The sequence below is a fragment of the Haloarchaeobius marinus genome, from assembly GCF_051207415.1.
Lineage (GTDB): Archaea > Halobacteriota > Halobacteria > Halobacteriales > Natrialbaceae > Haloarchaeobius.
Window position 1 is genome coordinate 1 of sequence record NZ_JBPKGD010000003.1, and the last position, 16,539, is coordinate 16,539.

At 66.5% G+C, this 16,539-nt stretch carries 20 protein-coding genes, 1 tRNA gene and 1 pseudogene; 7 read left to right on the top strand and 15 right to left on the bottom strand.

The window, feature by feature from the left end; all coding sequences use genetic code 11:
• Nucleotides 1-363 precede the first annotated feature (363 nt).
• Nucleotides 364-558, bottom strand: a complete 195-nt coding sequence (locus tag ACSC1W_RS11885) for a hypothetical protein (protein WP_435347686.1) — start codon at nucleotides 556-558, stop codon at nucleotides 364-366.
• Nucleotides 559-703: 145 nt separating this feature from the next.
• On the bottom strand, nucleotides 704-1,723 hold the full coding sequence (locus ACSC1W_RS11890) for a phosphoribosylaminoimidazolesuccinocarboxamide synthase (RefSeq protein WP_435347687.1): 1,020 nt from the start codon (nucleotides 1,721-1,723) through the stop codon (nucleotides 704-706).
• A gap of 148 nt (nucleotides 1,724-1,871) precedes the next feature.
• On the opposite strand from ACSC1W_RS11890, the gene cofH reads away from it, so the two are divergent.
• Nucleotides 1,872-3,278 carry a 7,8-didemethyl-8-hydroxy-5-deazariboflavin synthase subunit CofH gene (gene cofH / locus ACSC1W_RS11895; protein WP_435347688.1) on the top strand — a complete coding sequence of 469 codons (1,407 nt, stop codon included), beginning with the start codon at nucleotides 1,872-1,874 and terminating at the stop codon, nucleotides 3,276-3,278.
• Between the two features lie 62 nt (nucleotides 3,279-3,340).
• The gene (locus ACSC1W_RS11900) at nucleotides 3,341-3,619 is read left to right on the top strand and encodes a hypothetical protein (RefSeq protein WP_435347689.1); all 279 of its coding nucleotides are present in this window, start codon (nucleotides 3,341-3,343) and stop codon (nucleotides 3,617-3,619) included.
• Nucleotides 3,620-3,676: 57 nt separating this feature from the next.
• Here the strand turns inward: ACSC1W_RS11900 and cofG are convergent, their stop codons facing one another.
• From cofG to ACSC1W_RS11925, 5 genes are all read right to left on the bottom strand, one after another.
• Nucleotides 3,677-4,819, bottom strand: a complete 1,143-nt coding sequence (gene cofG / locus ACSC1W_RS11905) for a 7,8-didemethyl-8-hydroxy-5-deazariboflavin synthase subunit CofG (protein WP_435347690.1) — start codon at nucleotides 4,817-4,819, stop codon at nucleotides 3,677-3,679.
• 121 nt (nucleotides 4,820-4,940) lie between these two features.
• A complete protein-coding gene (gene cofC / locus ACSC1W_RS11910; protein WP_435347691.1) occupies nucleotides 4,941-5,558 on the bottom strand; it encodes a 2-phospho-L-lactate guanylyltransferase in 618 nt (205 codons plus the stop codon).
• Nucleotides 5,559-5,601: 43 nt separating this feature from the next.
• Entirely contained in the window at nucleotides 5,602-6,417 is an 816-nt protein-coding gene (locus ACSC1W_RS11915) for a hypothetical protein (protein ID WP_435347692.1), read from the bottom strand.
• Nucleotides 6,395-7,567: a tubulin/FtsZ family protein gene (locus tag ACSC1W_RS11920; RefSeq protein WP_435347693.1), complete on the bottom strand. Its 1,173-nt coding sequence runs from the start codon at nucleotides 7,565-7,567 to the stop codon at nucleotides 6,395-6,397. The genes ACSC1W_RS11915 and ACSC1W_RS11920 overlap by 23 nt, the downstream gene beginning before the upstream one ends.
• A 202-nt stretch (nucleotides 7,568-7,769) precedes the next feature.
• On the bottom strand, nucleotides 7,770-8,675 hold the full coding sequence (locus tag ACSC1W_RS11925) for a complex I NDUFA9 subunit family protein (RefSeq protein ID WP_435347694.1): 906 nt from the start codon (nucleotides 8,673-8,675) through the stop codon (nucleotides 7,770-7,772).
• 236 nt (nucleotides 8,676-8,911) lie between these two features.
• Between ACSC1W_RS11925 and tmk the strand changes: the two genes are divergently transcribed.
• Nucleotides 8,912-9,496 (top strand): dTMP kinase, encoded by a 585-nt coding sequence (gene tmk, locus ACSC1W_RS11930; protein ID WP_435347695.1) that lies wholly within the window; start codon nucleotides 8,912-8,914, stop codon nucleotides 9,494-9,496.
• A gap of 31 nt (nucleotides 9,497-9,527) precedes the next feature.
• Here tmk and ACSC1W_RS11935 read toward each other — a convergent pair whose 3' ends face one another.
• Nucleotides 9,528-9,848, bottom strand: coding sequence for a DUF7991 family protein (locus tag ACSC1W_RS11935; protein ID WP_435347696.1), 321 nt, complete (start codon nucleotides 9,846-9,848; stop codon nucleotides 9,528-9,530).
• A gap of 71 nt (nucleotides 9,849-9,919) precedes the next feature.
• Between ACSC1W_RS11935 and pdhA the strand changes: the two genes are divergently transcribed.
• Complete coding sequence (gene pdhA, locus ACSC1W_RS11940) at nucleotides 9,920-10,969, top strand: pyruvate dehydrogenase (acetyl-transferring) E1 component subunit alpha (protein WP_435347697.1); 1,050 nt, start codon at nucleotides 9,920-9,922, stop codon at nucleotides 10,967-10,969.
• Between the two features lie 10 nt (nucleotides 10,970-10,979).
• Here pdhA and ACSC1W_RS11945 read toward each other — a convergent pair whose 3' ends face one another.
• The gene (locus tag ACSC1W_RS11945; RefSeq protein WP_435347698.1) at nucleotides 10,980-11,210 is read right to left on the bottom strand and encodes an Lrp/AsnC family transcriptional regulator; all 231 of its coding nucleotides are present in this window, start codon (nucleotides 11,208-11,210) and stop codon (nucleotides 10,980-10,982) included.
• A 98-nt stretch (nucleotides 11,211-11,308) separates the two neighbouring features.
• Between ACSC1W_RS11945 and ACSC1W_RS11950 the strand changes: the two genes are divergently transcribed.
• Together ACSC1W_RS11950 and ACSC1W_RS11955 are read left to right on the top strand one after the other, a co-directional pair.
• Nucleotides 11,309-11,995, top strand: coding sequence for a potassium channel family protein (locus ACSC1W_RS11950; RefSeq protein ID WP_435347699.1), 687 nt, complete (start codon nucleotides 11,309-11,311; stop codon nucleotides 11,993-11,995).
• Between the two features lie 2 nt (nucleotides 11,996-11,997).
• Nucleotides 11,998-12,228: an Lrp/AsnC family transcriptional regulator gene (locus ACSC1W_RS11955; protein WP_435347700.1), complete on the top strand. Its 231-nt coding sequence runs from the start codon at nucleotides 11,998-12,000 to the stop codon at nucleotides 12,226-12,228.
• A 3-nt stretch (nucleotides 12,229-12,231) separates the two neighbouring features.
• On the opposite strand, the gene ACSC1W_RS11960 is transcribed toward ACSC1W_RS11955, so the two are convergent.
• Together ACSC1W_RS11960 and ACSC1W_RS11965 are read right to left on the bottom strand one after the other, a co-directional pair.
• The gene (locus tag ACSC1W_RS11960; protein ID WP_435347701.1) at nucleotides 12,232-12,738 is read right to left on the bottom strand and encodes a DUF5813 family protein; all 507 of its coding nucleotides are present in this window, start codon (nucleotides 12,736-12,738) and stop codon (nucleotides 12,232-12,234) included.
• Between the two features lie 47 nt (nucleotides 12,739-12,785).
• Nucleotides 12,786-13,340, bottom strand: a complete 555-nt coding sequence (locus ACSC1W_RS11965; protein ID WP_435347702.1) for a DoxX family protein — start codon at nucleotides 13,338-13,340, stop codon at nucleotides 12,786-12,788.
• A 174-nt stretch (nucleotides 13,341-13,514) separates the two neighbouring features.
• On the opposite strand from ACSC1W_RS11965, the pseudogene ACSC1W_RS11970 reads away from it, so the two are divergent.
• Nucleotides 13,515-14,446: pseudogene (locus ACSC1W_RS11970) on the top strand (zinc ribbon domain-containing protein); the annotation flags it as partial.
• Nucleotides 14,447-14,507: 61 nt separating this feature from the next.
• Here ACSC1W_RS11970 and ACSC1W_RS11975 read toward each other — a convergent pair.
• The 4 genes from ACSC1W_RS11975 to ACSC1W_RS11990 all read right to left on the bottom strand — a co-directional run bounded on the left by ACSC1W_RS11975 (nucleotide 14,508) and on the right by ACSC1W_RS11990 (nucleotide 16,383).
• Nucleotides 14,508-14,894, bottom strand: coding sequence for a DUF7522 family protein (locus tag ACSC1W_RS11975; protein WP_435347703.1), 387 nt, complete (start codon nucleotides 14,892-14,894; stop codon nucleotides 14,508-14,510).
• 434 nt (nucleotides 14,895-15,328) lie between these two features.
• A tRNA-Leu gene (locus tag ACSC1W_RS11980) sits at nucleotides 15,329-15,413 on the bottom strand.
• A 40-nt stretch (nucleotides 15,414-15,453) separates the two neighbouring features.
• Nucleotides 15,454-15,795, bottom strand: coding sequence for a ferredoxin (locus tag ACSC1W_RS11985; RefSeq protein ID WP_435347704.1), 342 nt, complete (start codon nucleotides 15,793-15,795; stop codon nucleotides 15,454-15,456).
• Between the two features lie 84 nt (nucleotides 15,796-15,879).
• Nucleotides 15,880-16,383, bottom strand: a complete 504-nt coding sequence (locus ACSC1W_RS11990) for a hypothetical protein (RefSeq protein ID WP_435347705.1) — start codon at nucleotides 16,381-16,383, stop codon at nucleotides 15,880-15,882.
• Nucleotides 16,384-16,539 lie beyond the last annotated feature (156 nt).

The following is a 16,539-nucleotide window of genomic DNA, read 5'->3' on the forward strand; positions in this document are numbered from 1 at the left end:
TGGTATCACGTGACCTTGCCATGGTCACAACCTGGGTTCAAATCCCAGCCAGCGCACTTCTGTCGACGCACCACCGTGAGCAGTCGCTGTGCGACTGCGAACACGACGGTGCGAGACGACCGCCACCCTGGATTCGAACCCTGCCAGCCCCGGCGGAACCCCGTGAGCGCGACCGGCTGGCTCCGGTTCAAATCCCAGCCAGCGCACTTCTGTCGACCCACCTCCGTGAGCAGTCGCCACGCGATATCGGGGTAACCGCCACGCTCTAGCCGCCACGCTCACGCTCTAACCGCCACGCTCGCCGTCGAGCAGCGAAGAAGCAGGATGGACGCGATGGGGCGTTCGTCACCCCTGGTCGCTGGCTCACCGGAGCCGTCGGACCAGTCGGGTGAGCAGCGAGACGGCCGTCCCGAGACCGGGAATCTTCGACGACAGCGCCGCCGCACCGAGCAGCAGGACGCCGTCCTTCGTCCGTCCCCGGGCGAAGGCTATCGCCGCGTCGATCACTGTGGAGATGATGCTGAGCTTGTTCGCCGAGTTCACGTTGACTGTGGTCATCGTCCCACTGTACCGGAACGGCCACACGGGGAAGTATCGCGGCCTTGCAGTCGCACGCTCCTTAACCGCCCGCCCGAACCGGTCGAACCGGATGCGGGACGCAGGTCGGCCGACCGGGGCAGCGCTCGCCCCGACGCGAACAGTCTCAGAGCCGACTCACGGCACCGATCGCCGAGTCGAGCGGCGGTGCGTCGAACAGTTCGAGGCCGGTGTAGGCGTTCGCGCCGGCGGTGTAGAGGTCGCTCACGACCTGGATGACGTCGTCGTCGAGGGGTTCGGGGTCGACCGGACAGAGCGTCCGCCAGTCCGCGACGTCCTCGGCTTTCGCCCGCTCCTTGGCGCCGGTGACGGCCTCGACCCACTCCGGTTGCGTGCGCTTGTGGTACTGGCGGACGACCTCCTTGCTTATCTGGGTGCCCTCGTAGCTGAAGCGGTTCTCGTCGAAGGTGCCGACGACGTCGGCGACGCGGACCTCGCCGTCGAAGTAGAGGCACTCTATCTTGCCGTCCTCGTGGGTCAGGCCGCCCGATTCGGCTTGCTCGGTGACGACCCGGTTGGCCTCGCGGGCGACGCGTTCGAGGTCGGCGACGTCGGCTCGGCCGGCGATGGCGTCGGCCTCCTCACGGGTGAGGTACCGGTCGGACTCCTCGAACTTCGTCGAGAACTCGACGATGGGTTCGTCGAGGTCGACGACCGCCTCGGGCCAGGTCTCGAAGTCGAGGCCGTGGTCGGCCGGGTCCGTGCGTCGCCGGAGGCTGGACCCGACCGGGACGCGGTTCCGGAAGACGATCTCGAGGGGGACCAGGTAGTTCTCCCCGGCGTCGGCGTGGAACGACTCGTAGTCGTAGTCCCGACCCTCGTGGGGGAGGTCGGGGACCTGCGTGAGGTCGATGGCCATCTCCCAGGGCGGGTGCGAGGCGTCGCGCAGGGACACGACGTCGCCGTTCTCGACGACGCCGCGGTAGTGGGTCGGGACGCCCTCGTCCTCCAGGAGTTCGAAGTTGAACGCGCCCATCGAACAGAGCGACGCCCCCTTGTTCGGAATCGTGTCGGGCATCTTGCCCCAGTCGAAGACGGAGTAGTCGTCGGTGAAGACGAACGCGCCGCGACCGAGTTCGTCCGCGGTCGCCGGCCGTTCGATACGGAACTCCTTGACGCTCGTCACGTCGGCCGCCCCCGCACGCGAGTGCTCATATGCGAACGGGCGAAGCGGTCGGTAAAGAAGGTTTCACTCCGCGACGAGCGCCGGTGCGTCCCGGTACCGGCCGCCGGTATCCACTACGTTTTTGGGTCTGAAACGCGACTCCCGCGTAATGGCCGACTCGTTCGAGACCACCGCTGCCGACCTGCCGTCCGACGGGTTCGACTTCGAGCACGTTCCGGAGACCGAGCAGTCCTTCGAGAACGCGCTCGAGAAGGCCCGTGACGGCGAGCGACTCACGGTGGCGGACGGTATCGAACTCATCACGACCGGCACCGACGTCGACGGCATCGACCGGGGGCGAAAGGAACTGGTCCTCGAGGCGGCCGACCACCGCCGCGCCGACGTCGTCGGCGAGGAGGTCACCTTCGTCGCCAACCTCAACAACAACGTCACGACGGCCTGCAACACCGGGTGTCTGTTCTGCAACTTCAAGAACAGCGCCCACGCCTTCGAGGTCGACTCGGACCTCGACCACGACGGGTTCACCAAGACGCCCGCCGAGTCACGCCGGGTCGTCGATTCGATGCTCGACCGCGGCATCTACGAGGTCACGTCGGTCTCGGGGCTGCATCCCGCCTTCGCCCTGAACGAGGAGCACCACGAGAGACTCCGCGACTCGGACTGGAAGGAGACCAACTACAGGCCGCCCGAGCAGTACGACGTCGACCCCGGCACCTACGTCGAGCAGATGGAGGCGATGTCGGTCGGCGGCGTCCACCTCCACTCGATGACCCCGGAGGAGGCCTACCACGCCCGCAGGGGGACCGACTGGAGCTACGAGGAGGTCTACCGGGAACTCGGGGACGCCGGTCTCGATTCGGTCCCGGGCACCGCCGCCGAGATACTCGTCGACGAGGTTCGAGACGTCATCTGCCCCGGGAAGATACGCACCGACGGCTGGCTCGAGGCCATGGAAGCCGCCGCGAACGTCGGCCTCGACATGACCGCGACCATCATGTACGGCCACGTCGAGAACGCGGCCCACCGCGTCTTGCACCTGAAGGAACTCCGCGACCTCCAGGACCGAACCGGCGGCGCTATCACCGAGTTCGTCCCCCTGTCGTTCGTCCACCAGAACACGCCACTGTACGAACACGGCGTCGTGACCGAGGGCGCCAGCCGCGCCGAGGACGAACTCATGGTGGCGGTGGGTCGCCTCTTCCTCGACAACGTCGAACACGTCCAGTCCTCGTGGGTGAAGTACGGCGACGAGCACGGGATGAAGATGCTCAACTGCGGTGCCGACGACTTCATGGGCACCATCCTCTCGGAGGAGATAACCAAGCGCGCCGGGGGCACGTACGGCGAGTTCCGAACCTTCGACCGGTACGTCGAGATGATTCGGGCCATCGGCCGCGTCCCCGTCGAGCGCTCGACCGACTACCGGGAGCGCCGGGTCGTCGACGGCGACGCTCCGTTCGGGCCGACGCTCGGCCCGCGGGCCGACGGCACGCCGTTGCTCCGCGACGACGAGGTACCCGAGACGGCCGGCGACGTCGTCAGTGCGGACGACTGAGTCCCGTCGGCGACCCGACGAGAACGACTACCGTTTTACCCCTCCCGCACCGACCCTGAGACATGAACACGCTCGTCCCGGCCGACGGCGAGGGGCGCTATCGACTCCCCCGGCACGCCCACATCGTCGTCTACGAGCGCGACGGCGGGCGGGGTCTGCTGACGGTGTACGACTGCGGGGCGGCACAGAAGCCCCCGACGGCGCAGTTGCTCGGCGACATGGGGAGCGTCCGTGCCGACCACGAGGTCCAGTCGAACCCGACGGGCTACGTGGTCCGGATGCGCGAACCGTCGGTACTGGTTCGCGAGGGGGACAGCCACTGGGTCGTCAGGACGGAGTAGCCGACCGTCGGACCCGATGGATACGACGGAGGCGGTCGCACGCACGACGCCCTCGCGCTACGTCGTCGCCCGCCGGTCGAGAACGCGGCGGTAGCGCCGGCCGGCCGGCGTGTCGCCGGTGAGGGCCGCACGGACCGGGTCGTCTATCCACCCGTCGCCCGGGGCGGGTTCGCCGTCGAAGTCCGGCCGGCGGAGCTCCGCCGGGAGGAAGCGCTCGTAGACTGGAAGCCGTTCCCGCAGGGGGACGCCGGCCGAGTCGGCGATGTCGCGCAGTTCTCGCAGGGCCGGCCACTCGTAGTCCGGGTTGATGTAGTCGTCCGTGACGGGGGAGACGCCGCCGAGGTCGTCGACGCCGCAGTCGAGCAACTCCCGCGTTGGCGAGAGGTTCGGGGGAACCTGCACCGAGACCTCCTCGGGGAGGACCGCCCGGGCCATGGCGACGACTCTGCGCATCGTCTCGACGCTGGGGCGCTCGAAGCGCGACCGCTCGTTCGGGACGACGTTCTGGACGATGACCTCCTGGACGTGGCCGTACCGTTCGTGCAGTTCGCGGATGGCGAGCAGGCTCTCGGCCCGGTCGCGCCAGTCCTCGCCGATGCCGACGAGGATGCCCGTCGTGAAGGGGATACGCAGTTCGCCCGCGTTCCGGATGGTGTTCAGGCGCTGGCCCGGCGACTTTACGCGCCGACCGGCGTGGGCGTCGACGTCGGCCGTCGTCTCCAGCATGACGCCCATGCTGGCGTTGTAGGGTGCGACCGACGCCATCTGTTCGCGGGTCTGGTCGCCGGGGTTCGAGTGCGGCAGGATGCCCCGGTCGAGGGTGTGCTCCGACACGGCACGGAGGTAGTCGTGGATGGAGTCGTACCCCCACCGGTCGAGCTGGGCGTGGACCTCGTCGTACCTGTCGTCCGGGTCGTCGCCGAAGGTGAACAGCGCCTCGGTGCACCCGGCGTCGATGCCCATGTCGAGCGTCTCGTTCACGGCCTCGTCGTCCAGCAGCGTCGCCTGCCCCGGCGGGTCGAAGAAGGTGCAGTAGGTGCAGGTGTACCGACACGCCGTCGTCAGTGGCAGGAAGACGTTCCGTGCGAAGGTCAACTCCGACGCCGGGTCGACGTCGTCGGGGGTGACCGCGAGCGCAGCCTCGACGTCCGACTCCGCGATAGAGATGTCGACCCCGTACTCGTCGGCCCCCGGAATCATACTCTGGCGTGCGAGTTCGACCGGCAAAAACGTGTCTTCCTGTCGCGGACCGAACCGGGCGAGTCCGGTGGGACCGCCTTCGACGACGACGGACGTCGCCACCGGACCGTCGCGTTCGGGCCTAGTCGTCGGCGCGAACGACGTCCACGCGTCCGTTCCCGCGGTCGAGTCGGAACCCGTGCGTCCGGAGCCACTCGGCCGCCTCGCCGTCGCCATGGACGAGCACCTCGACGAGATCGGTCGGTTCGTCGACGTCCGTCGCCAGTCGGTGCGAGTCGACGGTCGTCGGGTCGGCACCGACCGCCGTCGCCGCCTCGCGATGGTCGAGGTAGGACGCGCCGTGGAAGTCGACGCGGAACGCATCGTCGCGAACGACGAGCGCGTTCGTCCCGGCCCCTCGCCCCGGTGCGACGACGACGTCCCCCTCGGTCGCGAACAGACGTTCCAGTACGGGGCCGGTCACGAGGGGCAGGTCCGCCATCACGACGGCGACCGGACGGTCGGCGTCCGCCAGTACCGCGTTCACCGCCGGGGTCAACCGACGCTCGTCGACGCCGACCGGTGCGTCCACGTCGACCGGTCCGGTCGCGAGCACCGTCGGCTCCGCACCGGCCGCACGGACGGCGTCGAGGACGTCCCGGAGCATCGCGTGAGCGAACGCGACCCGCTCGTCGGGGCCGAGAACGTCCGAGAGCCGGGTCTTGGGGTTGGTCCCTTCGAACGGGACGACGACACGCATAGCTGGCGGTCACGAGTGAACCGCAAAGAACGTTCCGAAGCGCTCAGCCGAGGCGGCCGTAGTCGTCCTGTTGCTGACGGTGCCAGTAGATGCCACCGCCGACGACGCCGAGGACGAGAATCGCTGCACCGCCGTACATGAGGAACTTGGTGCGCTGCTGGCTGGACTCGGCAGCCGACTTCGCCTCGTTCGCCTCGCTCTGTGCGCGGTCGGCGAGGTCCTGTGCGTTCCCGAAGTTCGCGCCGTTGTAGGCCGAGACGGCCGACGAGAGCGTGTCCTCGGCCGTCGAGGTGTCACCGCCGGCGGCTCCGGCGGCGGAGATCGCCTGCTCGGCCGTCCCGATGGCGTCCCGGGCCGCCTTGCTCTCCGGGGTGTAGTGGTGGGCCTTGCGGGTGGCGACGTTGTTCGTGGTGCCACCCTCACGGACCTGCGTCAGGCCCGCGACGACGAACTGTTCCTCCTCGGAGTAGGTGTAGTTCTCGACCTCGGGCACCGTCCCGGTCACCTCGACGGTGACCTGGTTCGCGTCGTTCGCCTCGGCGTCGATGTTCGAGTAGTTGAACGACTGGCCGTCGAACGACTGCTGGTCTATCTGCTGGCCGGTGTCCGTGTCGGTCGTCGTGACCGTCCAGGTCACGTTCTCCAGTTCGGTCGACCCGCGCAGGGTCCACGACGTGTAGTCGGGGTCCTGGTACAGTTCCCCGAGCGTCATCGTCGCCGAGTAGTCGGACGATACCTCTCCCTCTGCCGGCACGTCTTCTTGGGTGACCGATACCGCCGCTGCTGTCCCGACCGCAGCGACCGCGATGACCGCGACCACGGCGAGTATCGACCACCTAGAAAAGCGGCTCGAGTTCATCCTCGTCATCTTCGACTAAGTTCTGTAAGTTATCTTCGCTTTCGTCGCGGATAGATTCGATGTTGTCCTGTGCCTCTATCGCGACCTGCTGGAGCTCCTTGATTCGCGGGACGTTGTTCACGCCAGACAGGAGTATACAGGACGCTACCTGCGGTTCGCGGAGCGGGTAGTCCCCGCCTCGAACCTCCATCGACCCGGTCTGCTCCTCCAGCCACTTCCGCCCGCGCTCTATACCTTTCCGGTTGAGGTGTTCGGTGGGACCGGCCATGACGAGCAGGGCACGCTCGGTGCCTTCTATCTCGCAGGGCAGGGTGAGCCGTCCGAGTGCGGCCTTGCGGACCAGCGACGTGATGCGGTTCGTCGTGTGTGCGGTGTCGACGTCGTCGTCGCCACCGCCGGTGAACCGCGACAGCAGTCCGCTGTCGTCGGAGAGTTCGACGCCCTCGGTCGCGTAGCCCACCGTCGAGATGCCGCCGCCGTCGAGCGTGTTGATTATCTCGGATGAGTCGACGACGCTCTCGGCCACCTCGTCGCCTTGCCCGATCTCGCCAGCGCCGAACAGCACGCCGAACCGGCGGACGATCTCCTCGTTGATCTCGGCGTATCCACCCTCGACGGACTCGCCGGCCTGCCGCCAGGAGTCGTTGTCGAAGACGAGCAGGTTGTCGACCTCGCGGACGAACGTCTGGAACGACCGTGCGGCGTTCAGCGTGTAGATGCCGCCCTCGTCCGACCCCGGCAGGACGCCCAGCCCGTACACTGGAATCGTGTAGATACGCTTGAGATGTTTCGCGAGGACGGGTGCGCCGCCACTGCCGGTACCGCCGCCCATCCCGGCCACGACGAGGAAGGCGTCTATCTCGTGTGTCGGAATCGAGTCGATGGCACCCTGCACCTCGTCGATGTCCTCCTCGGCGACTTCCGCGCCGAGCTCGTTGTCCGCGCCCACCCCGTGGCCCTTGACCCGTGACTGGCCGATTAGGACGCGCTTTTCGTTCGGTATGTTCTCCAAACCCATCAGGTCGGCCTTGGCCGTGTTGACGGCGACAGCGGCACGTACGATGCCGCTTTTCGTCCGTTCGTCGTAGTCGACGAAACGGTCGACGATTTTGCCGCCGGCCTGACCGAATCCAATCATCGCCAGTTTCATTTGAAAGGGGGCTCCGTTGGTTTGTCAAGACAGGGATGAAGGATATAAGCCTTTGGATGGTACCACTCGCGAGTTAATGTCACATTTATCCAGAACGTCGCGGTAAGGGCCTCCTACCTGCCAGATTCGCCTGCGTCGAAGCAACCATTATTTCACGAATTGAGCCCGTATATGTTACCGTCTGGAGGCAGAACGCGACGGGTCAGTCGGCCGTCGCAGCGGCCCGTTCGACGCCGAGGTACGACGCGAGCGTCGTCAGGTCGGACGGGTCGACGCCGAACGCCTCGACGTCGTTGTGTGAGACGGTGTGGTCCAGCTCCAGCGAGCGACCCTGGTCGGGGCCGAAGGGGACGAACGGGAGGGGACCGGCGAGGGCCAGTCCGAGGTTCGCAATCGGGAGCGGGATGGGGAGGATGGTTATCGACTTGCCCTCGGCGGCGTAGGCCAGTCGCGTCACGTCCGCGAGCGTCAGCACCTCCGGCCCACCGAGTTCGTACGTCTGGCCGACGTGGGCGTCGTCCTCCACCGTGTCGGCCAGCATCGGGACGATGTCGCCCACCCAGATGGGCTGGAACGGGGTCTTCCCGCCGCCCGGCAGGCCCGTCACGACCGGCGTCGTCAGCTTCTTGGTGAAGGAGACGAACTCGCCGCCCTCGCCGAATATCACCGACGGGCGCACGATGACCCAGTCGAGGTCGGACGCCCGGACGATCTCCTCGGCCCGTCCTTTCGCCCGGAGGTACGCCGTCGGGGCGTCCGGGTCGGCCCCCAGCCCCGACATCTGGACTAGGCGGTCGACGCCGTGCGCTTCGCAGGCACGGACGACGTTCTCGGTCCCCTTCCGGTGGACCGAGTCGTGGGTCAGGTTCCCCCGCGGTTCGAACAGCGGCGACAGCGCGACGAGGTTGACGACGGCGTCCTGCCCCTCGAAGTGCGGTTCGATGGACTCGTAGGCGCTCACGTCGCCCATCGCCGTGTCGACGGTGTCGGGCAGGTCCGCGTCGCCCGGGTTCCGGGCGAGTGCCGTCACCTCGTGCCCCCTGTCGTCGAGTTCTGCACACAGTCGGCGTCCGATGAAGCCTGTCCCGCCGGTGACGAGCACGTTCATACGTCGGCAGTTAGTCAGGAATCCCGATAAAGGCTAGCCATCGGTCGGCACGTCGCAAGTGCGTCCGGACCGGTCCGATGCCGGAGAGCTATGCGTACCAGACAGGTAGGATGGCATATGCGTCGGCGTAGACATCGCTCGCCGACAGGTAACCGGCCGTTACTGCCACCGTTTGGACCTTCCGCTGCACGTCTCAGTCCGACAGACAGATACGCCATCCCGAAGAAGTCCCGGCCATGCTCGTCACGCTGGAGGGACTCGACGGGAGCGGGAAGACGACGGTCTGGGAGGCCTTGCACGACGTCTACCCCGACGCCACGTTCACGCGCGAACCGACCGACTCGTGGTACGGCGAGGCGGTCGACCGCGCCATCGCGGACGACGACGCCGACCCGCTCGCGGAGCTGTTCCTGTTCGTCGCGGACCACGCCGACCACCTCTCCCGGGTCGTCCGGCCCGCACTCGCCGACGGCGACCTCGTCATCTCCGACCGCTTCGCCGACTCCCGGTACGCCTACCAGGGCGCGACCCTGGAGGGCGAACTCAGGCGGCCGATGGAGTACATCCGTGGCGTCCACCAGCCCTTCACCGTCCAGCCGGACTTCACCATCTTCCTCGACGTCGACCCCCGGACCGCCATGCAGCGCTCGGGTGCCACGAACAAGTTCGAGCAGTCGCAGTACCTCGCGCAGGTCAAGCAGAACTACGAACAGCTCATCGAGTGGGAACCCGAGCGGTTCGTCCGGGTCGACGCGACCCGGTCGCCGGAGGCGGTACTGGAAGACGTCGAGCGAGCCCTCGCGGACCTCGTCGACGAGTGAGCCCGCGGTTCCCGTCCGTCGGTCCGCCGCCCTATCGCATCGTGTCCGGGAGTTCTATCTCGTCCGGCGAGGGCATCCAGAAGAAGTCCACGCTCACGCCGAGGACCAGCGGGAGTGCGATGGCGACCAGCAGTGCGAGGTTGCGCGACCCGAGGTCGCCGCCGAGACCGAGGACGCCCGAGAGCAGGAGCGTCGTCACCAGGAGGACGAACGGAGTGACGACGACGACGTAGATTATCGACCCCCAGTCGGTGTCCAGTCGCTGGCGGAAGAACCGGGTGGCGACCGCCGCGAGCGCCGTGTTGACGAGGACGAGGACCAGCAGGCCGACCGCGCCGACCAGTGAGACCATACCACCCCTAGGCGTCGGGAACACTTTGCCGTATCGGAACGGCTTTCAGTCGGGCAAGGTTTGCAACTGACATGCATCGAGTCATCGGAGAACGGGACGTCGCCGACACGCCGTTCTCAGCCGAACAGGCCCGGACGCTGTACCGAGACATGGTCCGGGCTCGCCGATTCGACGAGCGTGCGCTGTCGCTCCAGCGCCGCGGCTGGATGAGTGGGTACCCACCGTACAAGGGGCAGGAGGCCTCGCAGGTGGGCGCGGCACACGCGATGGCCGACGACGACTGGCTGTTCCCGACCTACCGGTCGAACGCGATGCAGATAGCCCGGGGAGTCCCGATGAGCGACCTCCTGCTGTTCCGTCGTGGCCGCGCCGAGTTCGACTCGGGACACTCGCTCCCGATATTCCCGCAGGCGGTCCCCATCGCGACGCAGATACCCCACGCCACGGGTGCGGGCATGGCGATGAACTACACCGACGACAACGGTGCCGTCGTCTGTTACTTCGGCGACGGCGCCACCTCGGAGGGCGACTTCCACGAGGGGCTGAACTTCGCCGGCGTCTTCGACGCACCGACGGTGTTCTTCTGTGAGAACAACAACTGGGCCATCTCGCTCCCCCGGCAGCGACAGACGGCGGCGGACTCCATCGCCGGCAAGGCACAGGCTTACGGCATCGCGGGCGGGCAGGTCGACGGGAACGACCCCCTCGCGGTGCTCGAGTTCGTCGGCAGCGCGCTCTCGTCCGCCCGCGAGGGCGACCCCGTCCTCGTCGAGAGTCTCACCTACCGGCAGGGCGCACACACGACCAGCGACGACCCCTCGCGCTACCGCGACGCGGAGAGCGAGGACCTCCCCGAGTGGCGTACCCGCGACCCCCTCGACCGGTACGAGGAGTACCTCCGCGAGCAGGGACTCGTCAACGACGAGTACGTCGACACCATCTACGAGGAGGCGGACGAGGAACTGGCAGACGCTGTCGACCGGGCGGAGGCGAAAGAACCCGCCACGCCGGAGGAGGTGTTCGACTCCGTCTACGCCGAGTTGCCGGAGCGGTTACGGAAACAGCAGGCAGAACTCCGCTCGTTCGTCGACGACCACGACGTCCAGGAACTGGACCACTAGCTGCGTCGCCTCACTGGAGTGCGATGTACGTCTTGGTGTCGGAGACGCCGTCGAGTCGTTGCATCTCGCCGGTGACCGTGTGCAGGACGTCGTACACCTCGCCCGCGTCGACCTCGGTGATGATGTCGTAGTTCCCGGCGACGATGTGTGCCTCGGTGACGGCGTCGAGTCCGCGTATCGAGTCGAGGAGGCTCTCCGACTTGCCGGCGGCCGTCTTGACCATGATGAACGCGTGAACCATTCCCTCTGTGGTACAATTTCACATAGCAAAAACCTTCCCCCAGCACAGGGACCGCCGCCAGGGCAAGTTATTCAAGGTGGGTAGGCGTATGCACTGATATGCGGTTCGTTATCATAGGTGCTGGTCGAGTTGGACTCCGTACGGCGCGTGTCCTCAGGGACGAGGGGCACGAGGTCACGCTCGTCGAACTCGACGAGCGGAAGATTAAACGCGCTCGCGACCAGGGGTTCACGGTCGTCGAGGGCGACGGTTCGCGCGAAGACAAGCTGGAGGCGGCAGGCATCGCGGAGGCGGACGCGGTCGGGGCGCTGACGGGCGACCTCAACACCAACTTCGCGGCCTGCATGATCGCGGACCACCACGGCGCGCGGACGGTCATGCGCATCGACGAGGACTACCGCGAGGAGATATACCAGAAGTACGCCGACGCCGTCGACGAGGTCGTCTACCCCGAACGCCTGGGCGCCATCGGTGCGAAGAACGCACTGCTCGGCGGCGACATCCGGGCCATCGCGGACATCGCACAGAATCTTCAGCTCGTGGAACTGACCGCCACCGAGGAGTCGCCCATGCGTGGCTACTCCCTCTCGGAGGTCGAACTACCCGGCAGCGCGACGATGATAGCGTTCGGCAAGGCCGACGGGCCGCTCGTGATTCCCGACCCCGACGAGTCGCTCGAACTCGGTGACCGCGTCGTCGTCCTCGCCGACTTCGACGTCCTCGACGACGTTCGACAACTCGTCGTCGGCGACGCGAGCAGGGCCGCACCCGCAGGAGGTGTCTGACCGTGGTCACGGCGTACATCATGATCAAGGCCAACACGGGCGAGGCGGACAGGCTGAAGAACAACATCGAGGACATCGACGGCGTCGACCACGCCTACATCGTCGCGGGCGACGTCGACGTCATCGCGAAGGTCACCGTCGAGTCGCCCGGCGCGGTCAAGGACATCGCCGCGACCCAGATTCAGGGCATCAAGGGCGTCGAGGACACACAGACGTACATCGCGATGGATTGAGTTCTAGGGCCCGCCCGACCGACTGCTTCCTCCCTGCGTCGCGTTCGTCAGGAGTTCGGCTGCCGGTCCGCCGTAGTCGTACCCCGGGACGATACCCTGGACGAACGTACCCTCGGCGAACTCGGCGACGGCTTTCGCGTCCTCGACGCCCGTCCGGGCGCTCCCAGACCGGTAGGTGAACGTCGCGACGACCGTCTCCCCCCGGCGCTCGACGGTGGGGTCGTCGTGGTCGAGGGTGTGGGCGACGTCGAATGCGTCCTCCAGTCGGAGTTCGAGCGTCTCGAACCAGCCGTCCTCGACGACCGGTGGGACGGTCTCCCCCTCGACGACGGCGTCGAGCGTCGGGATCCGGACCGTCACCCGGAAGGCACCGTCGCGGTCGTCCCCCGTCGGCGCCGCCGTGACGACGGCGTCCAGTCGCGTCGTCCCGACCGCGAACTCGTCGTCGACGCGGGTGAACGCGTCGTGCCGTTCCAGCGCTCGCTCGACCGACTCGGGCAACCCTGTCATTGCCGACGGCTAGGCCATCGACGAAGATGGGCGTTGCGCTCTCGGCGTCACCCGAGGACGTACCGGGTCCAGGGGTACGCCTCGACGAGCGGTCGGCCGCCGACCTCGTACTGCTCGACGTAGGCGTCGAGGCCGAAGATACGGCCCGCACCGAAGGCGGCGACGGAGAGGAACACCAGCATGTACGCGAAGTCCCCGTTGATGTACCCGTGACCGACGTCCCAGTTGCCCAGGTAGAACAGCAACATCATGAACGCGCCCCAGAAGGCCGCCAGTCGGGTCATGAACCCGACGATGAGACCGAGACCGATGAGCAACTCGCCCCACGGGACCGCCACGTTGACGAAGTCGACGAACCAGGTGGTCTCGCCCATCCACACGAACGCGTTCGCCACCGGACTCCCGCTGCCGGGGACGCCCTGGGTGAGGTACCCGCCCGCGCGGAACCCACCCGAGAGCACCTTGTCGAGTCCGCTCTGGAAGAACGCGATGCCCATCATCAACCGGAGTGCGAGGATGAACCAGACGCTCAGCGAGTGGAGCGTTCCGTCCACGGTGAATCCTGCGACCGTACTCTGAAGTCGTACCTCCTGACCTGACATGTCCCTACACTCCAGAGGCCACCACCGTAAAAGCTATCTTTCTGCGAGGAGAGAATCCCGCCGTTTGCGGCGGGAGTGAATCCGACAACTCCTCCACGGTCCACCGACGACACTCTGGCCGGATATTCCGTGCTCTTCCGAACCATTGAGTAGATTTGTTTACATAGGCTATATATGGCGATCGAGGTCACGCGCACCTGCGTTGGTTCCATCAAGAACCACCGACAGGTGTGTGATGGCCTCGACTCGCTCGGTGAGTCCGCCTCGAAAATCTGGAACGTCGCACGCTGGACAGCCGACCGAATCTGGGACGCGACCGGCGAAATCCCCGACGAAGGCGTGCTGAAGGCGTATATGAAGAACCAGTCGTGCTGGAAAGACCTGAACGCACAATCCAGTCAGAAAGTCATCGAAGAACTTTCCGACGCTTTCCAGTCGTGGTTCGACCTGCGACAGAAAGATCCGGAGGCGAATCCGCCCGGCTACCGCAAACACGGCGACACCAGACCACGTAGTACGGTCACGTTCAAAGCAGACGGGTTCGAACACGACCCCGAGAACGACCGCGTCCGTCTCAGTAAAGGCTCGAACCTGAAACAGTACTGGTCGGACTTCCTGCTCTGCGAGTACCAGACGCGCCCCGACGTTGACCTCTCGGAAGTCGACAGCGTGCAGACCGTTCGCGCCGTCTGGAACGGTGACGAGTGGGAGTGAGTTGGCCCGAGGACGTGCGTGAGTCCGACTGGGGCACGACCGGGAACAAGAAGTTGCACTCGTGGGCGTGCGACCGACTCTACCAGTACCTCGCATACAAAGGCGAGATACGGGGCGTCGAGGTGCTGAAAGAGAACGAGTGGGAGACGTCGAAGACGTGTTCACGATGTGGGGACGACACGACGTCGAACCGTGTCGAACGCGGGCTGTACGTCTGCTCGTCGTGTGAGTTGGTAGCCAACGCGGACTGCAACGGAGCGGAGAACATGCGACAGAAGATAACTCCGAGTCCTCACGGAGAGGATAGGAGTAACGGCTGTGTGGCACAGCCATCGACGTACCTGTTCGATTCCCGAAGTGGGGTGTTCGCCCCGCGAGAACAGGTCGTGTCGCAGACCGGCAAACATCCCACCTGCGGTACGGGAAGCCCCGTCGGTTACGACGGGGAGGATGTCACGCCGTGGATTCGCCGGCCAGGACGCCACGGGCCGCCATCTCCAGTTCGTGGAAGTTCGACAGCGTCAGGCCGTCCGTGGTGACGAACACTCCCTCGGTGTCGGTGGTCACGCGGACGAGGAAGCCGTTCTCGAACACGCGGATGGTGTACTCGTAGTCGCCGAGTTCGGACTGCTGGTAGGCCGCCTGGGTGGTCTTGAACCCGCGCCACTCGTGGCCGACGAACGTGGTCAGGTCCGCGTCGCGTTCGAGGTCGCTCCGCAGGTAGAGCTGTTCGAAATCGTCCCGTGTGAAGTACGTCAGCGACCGGAGACTGTCCCCCACGGTCGTCCGACACGCCGTCACGAGCTGGTCCGCCAACCGGTCGGTCAACAACCTCGCCATGGTCGTCATCGTCCACCCATGGACATAAGGACGGTGTTGTGCCCGGACGTCGGTGAAACCGGACGACGTCGACGCGGCGCGACGTATCACTAACCGATACGTTTACGGTGCCAACCGAGAGACACGGAAGCGGTCCCCGAGGAATCGGGTACCACGACCGACGGGACATCTGTCATGACCCACAGTTCGCGTTGGTCGACGGCGGCTACCACTGCCATGCCCCGGTAGTCGCCTTCCGTACAGTGGACCACCTCCGTAGCGACCGCGTTTCCAGCCAGTTCGCCGTCCGACCGACTGCACGTCCTGTCCTTCCCGGACGACCGGTCGACAGCCGTCGCTGGGCCGTTCCAGTCGGTACGGTTCCGGGACACCCATCGACCCGTGCGGCGGCGGCAGAACGGAGACGAACGGCTCTTCGTTCGTTCGAGACGGGATGCGAGGGGCAGGATTCGAACCCGCGAACTCCTACGAGAGCGGATCTTAAGTCCGCCGCTTTTGGCCTGGCTCAGCCACCCTCGCGCGGTCGGCCATTATCCCGGCGCGTTCAAGACGATTTCGCTTACCAGTCGACGGAGAGGGTGCCGTCGCCCTCCGGGTCGGGCGCGATCTCCTCGTCGGTCCGGCGGTCGACGACGTGGATGATGCCACGGTCCTTCTTGGCCGGGCAGGCCTCGGCGGCCCTGACGTTGTGTTCGAGTTCGTCCTCACCGAAGAAGTACGTCTTCGGGGTCGCCAGCCCGGTGTCGATGTCGAGGTCCCAGTTCGCGGAGACCTCGGCGCACTTGCCCGCGCCGAAGCACTTGTTCGCCTCGAATATCAACTTGTACGGCGCCTCCTCGACGGGTGGTGCGTTCGCCTCGCCGATCTCGCTCGGCGTGTGGGCGTCCTCGGCGTCGCTCATGCGTCGAGGGTCGGGGTCGAGGAACCTTTCGTGTGTCGGTCTCCGGCGCGGTCCCGTCGCCGTCAGTCCGGGCGACGTGGACCGTCAGTACGTCCGGACCGCCGTGACGATGCCGGCCGTCTGGCCGACCCCGACCAGCGCGAAACCGACGTAGGCCAGCGTCGGGGCGCCGACCGACGACAGGTAGGCGACCGTCCCGAGTCCGGAGAGGACGGCCCCTGCGAAGTACACCGACGGCGCACGTTCGACCCGGAGGCCGGTGTAGACGTAGGCGACGGCCGGGACGAGCATCCACGCGACGATAGCCGCGGCGGCCAGCGCGAGGTCGACGGGGTCTGCGAACACCGCCACCGTGGCCAGCAGGTTCGCCGCGGTTCCGACCACGAGGACGAGTTTCCAGGCGAACAGGACGCCCTCGCGCATGTCTCTCCACGAGAGGACGGTGAACGCCACGAGCAGGGCGTCCATGACGAGCAGTCCGATCCGGACCGTCCGCAACTGGAGGAGTTCGGCGTGGGCGGCGGTCGCGAACCCCCACGCGAGCGGGACCAGCGCCGCCGGTCCGGTCTCACGGAGCCGCCTGAACATGGTCGTACTGTCGGGCGGGCGGACAAAGAGCGTGGCTCTTCCAGCAGGTCCGGAGGAAGTTCATCCAGGACCCGACGGTGCCCGCGTTCGCACCGGTTACCACACCTAGCCGACGAATACTTTTGCCCTCCTCTCTCCGACCCGGGGTATGCGCTA

Excerpts from the sequence above, each read along its gene's own strand:
- cofH (WP_435347688.1), top strand. The coding sequence starts at position 1,872 with ATGGCCGACTCGTTCGAGACCACCGCTGCCGACCTGCCGTCCGACGGG.
- ACSC1W_RS11965 (WP_435347702.1), bottom strand. The coding sequence starts at position 13,340 with ATGTCAGGTCAGGAGGTACGACTTCAGAGTACGGTCGCAGGATTCACC.
- cofG (WP_435347690.1), bottom strand. The coding sequence starts at position 4,819 with ATGATTCCGGGGGCCGACGAGTACGGGGTCGACATCTCTATCGCGGAG.
- ACSC1W_RS11990 (WP_435347705.1), bottom strand. The coding sequence starts at position 16,383 with ATGTTCAGGCGGCTCCGTGAGACCGGACCGGCGGCGCTGGTCCCGCTC.
- ACSC1W_RS11885 (WP_435347686.1), bottom strand. The coding sequence starts at position 558 with ATGACCACAGTCAACGTGAACTCGGCGAACAAGCTCAGCATCATCTCC.
- ACSC1W_RS11920 (WP_435347693.1), bottom strand. The coding sequence starts at position 7,567 with ATGAAACTGGCGATGATTGGATTCGGTCAGGCCGGCGGCAAAATCGTC.
- ACSC1W_RS11900 (WP_435347689.1), top strand. The coding sequence starts at position 3,341 with ATGAACACGCTCGTCCCGGCCGACGGCGAGGGGCGCTATCGACTCCCC.
- ACSC1W_RS11925 (WP_435347694.1), bottom strand. The coding sequence starts at position 8,675 with ATGAACGTGCTCGTCACCGGCGGGACAGGCTTCATCGGACGCCGACTG.
- ACSC1W_RS11950 (WP_435347699.1), top strand. The coding sequence starts at position 11,309 with ATGCGGTTCGTTATCATAGGTGCTGGTCGAGTTGGACTCCGTACGGCG.
- ACSC1W_RS11915 (WP_435347692.1), bottom strand. The coding sequence starts at position 6,417 with ATGAACTCGAGCCGCTTTTCTAGGTGGTCGATACTCGCCGTGGTCGCG.
- ACSC1W_RS11935 (WP_435347696.1), bottom strand. The coding sequence starts at position 9,848 with ATGGTCTCACTGGTCGGCGCGGTCGGCCTGCTGGTCCTCGTCCTCGTC.
- tmk (WP_435347695.1), top strand. The coding sequence starts at position 8,912 with ATGCTCGTCACGCTGGAGGGACTCGACGGGAGCGGGAAGACGACGGTC.
- ACSC1W_RS11975 (WP_435347703.1), bottom strand. The coding sequence starts at position 14,894 with ATGGCGAGGTTGTTGACCGACCGGTTGGCGGACCAGCTCGTGACGGCG.
- ACSC1W_RS11960 (WP_435347701.1), bottom strand. The coding sequence starts at position 12,738 with ATGACAGGGTTGCCCGAGTCGGTCGAGCGAGCGCTGGAACGGCACGAC.
- ACSC1W_RS11945 (WP_435347698.1), bottom strand. The coding sequence starts at position 11,210 with ATGGTTCACGCGTTCATCATGGTCAAGACGGCCGCCGGCAAGTCGGAG.
- pdhA (WP_435347697.1), top strand. The coding sequence starts at position 9,920 with ATGCATCGAGTCATCGGAGAACGGGACGTCGCCGACACGCCGTTCTCA.
- ACSC1W_RS11985 (WP_435347704.1), bottom strand. The coding sequence starts at position 15,795 with ATGAGCGACGCCGAGGACGCCCACACGCCGAGCGAGATCGGCGAGGCG.
- cofC (WP_435347691.1), bottom strand. The coding sequence starts at position 5,558 with ATGCGTGTCGTCGTCCCGTTCGAAGGGACCAACCCCAAGACCCGGCTC.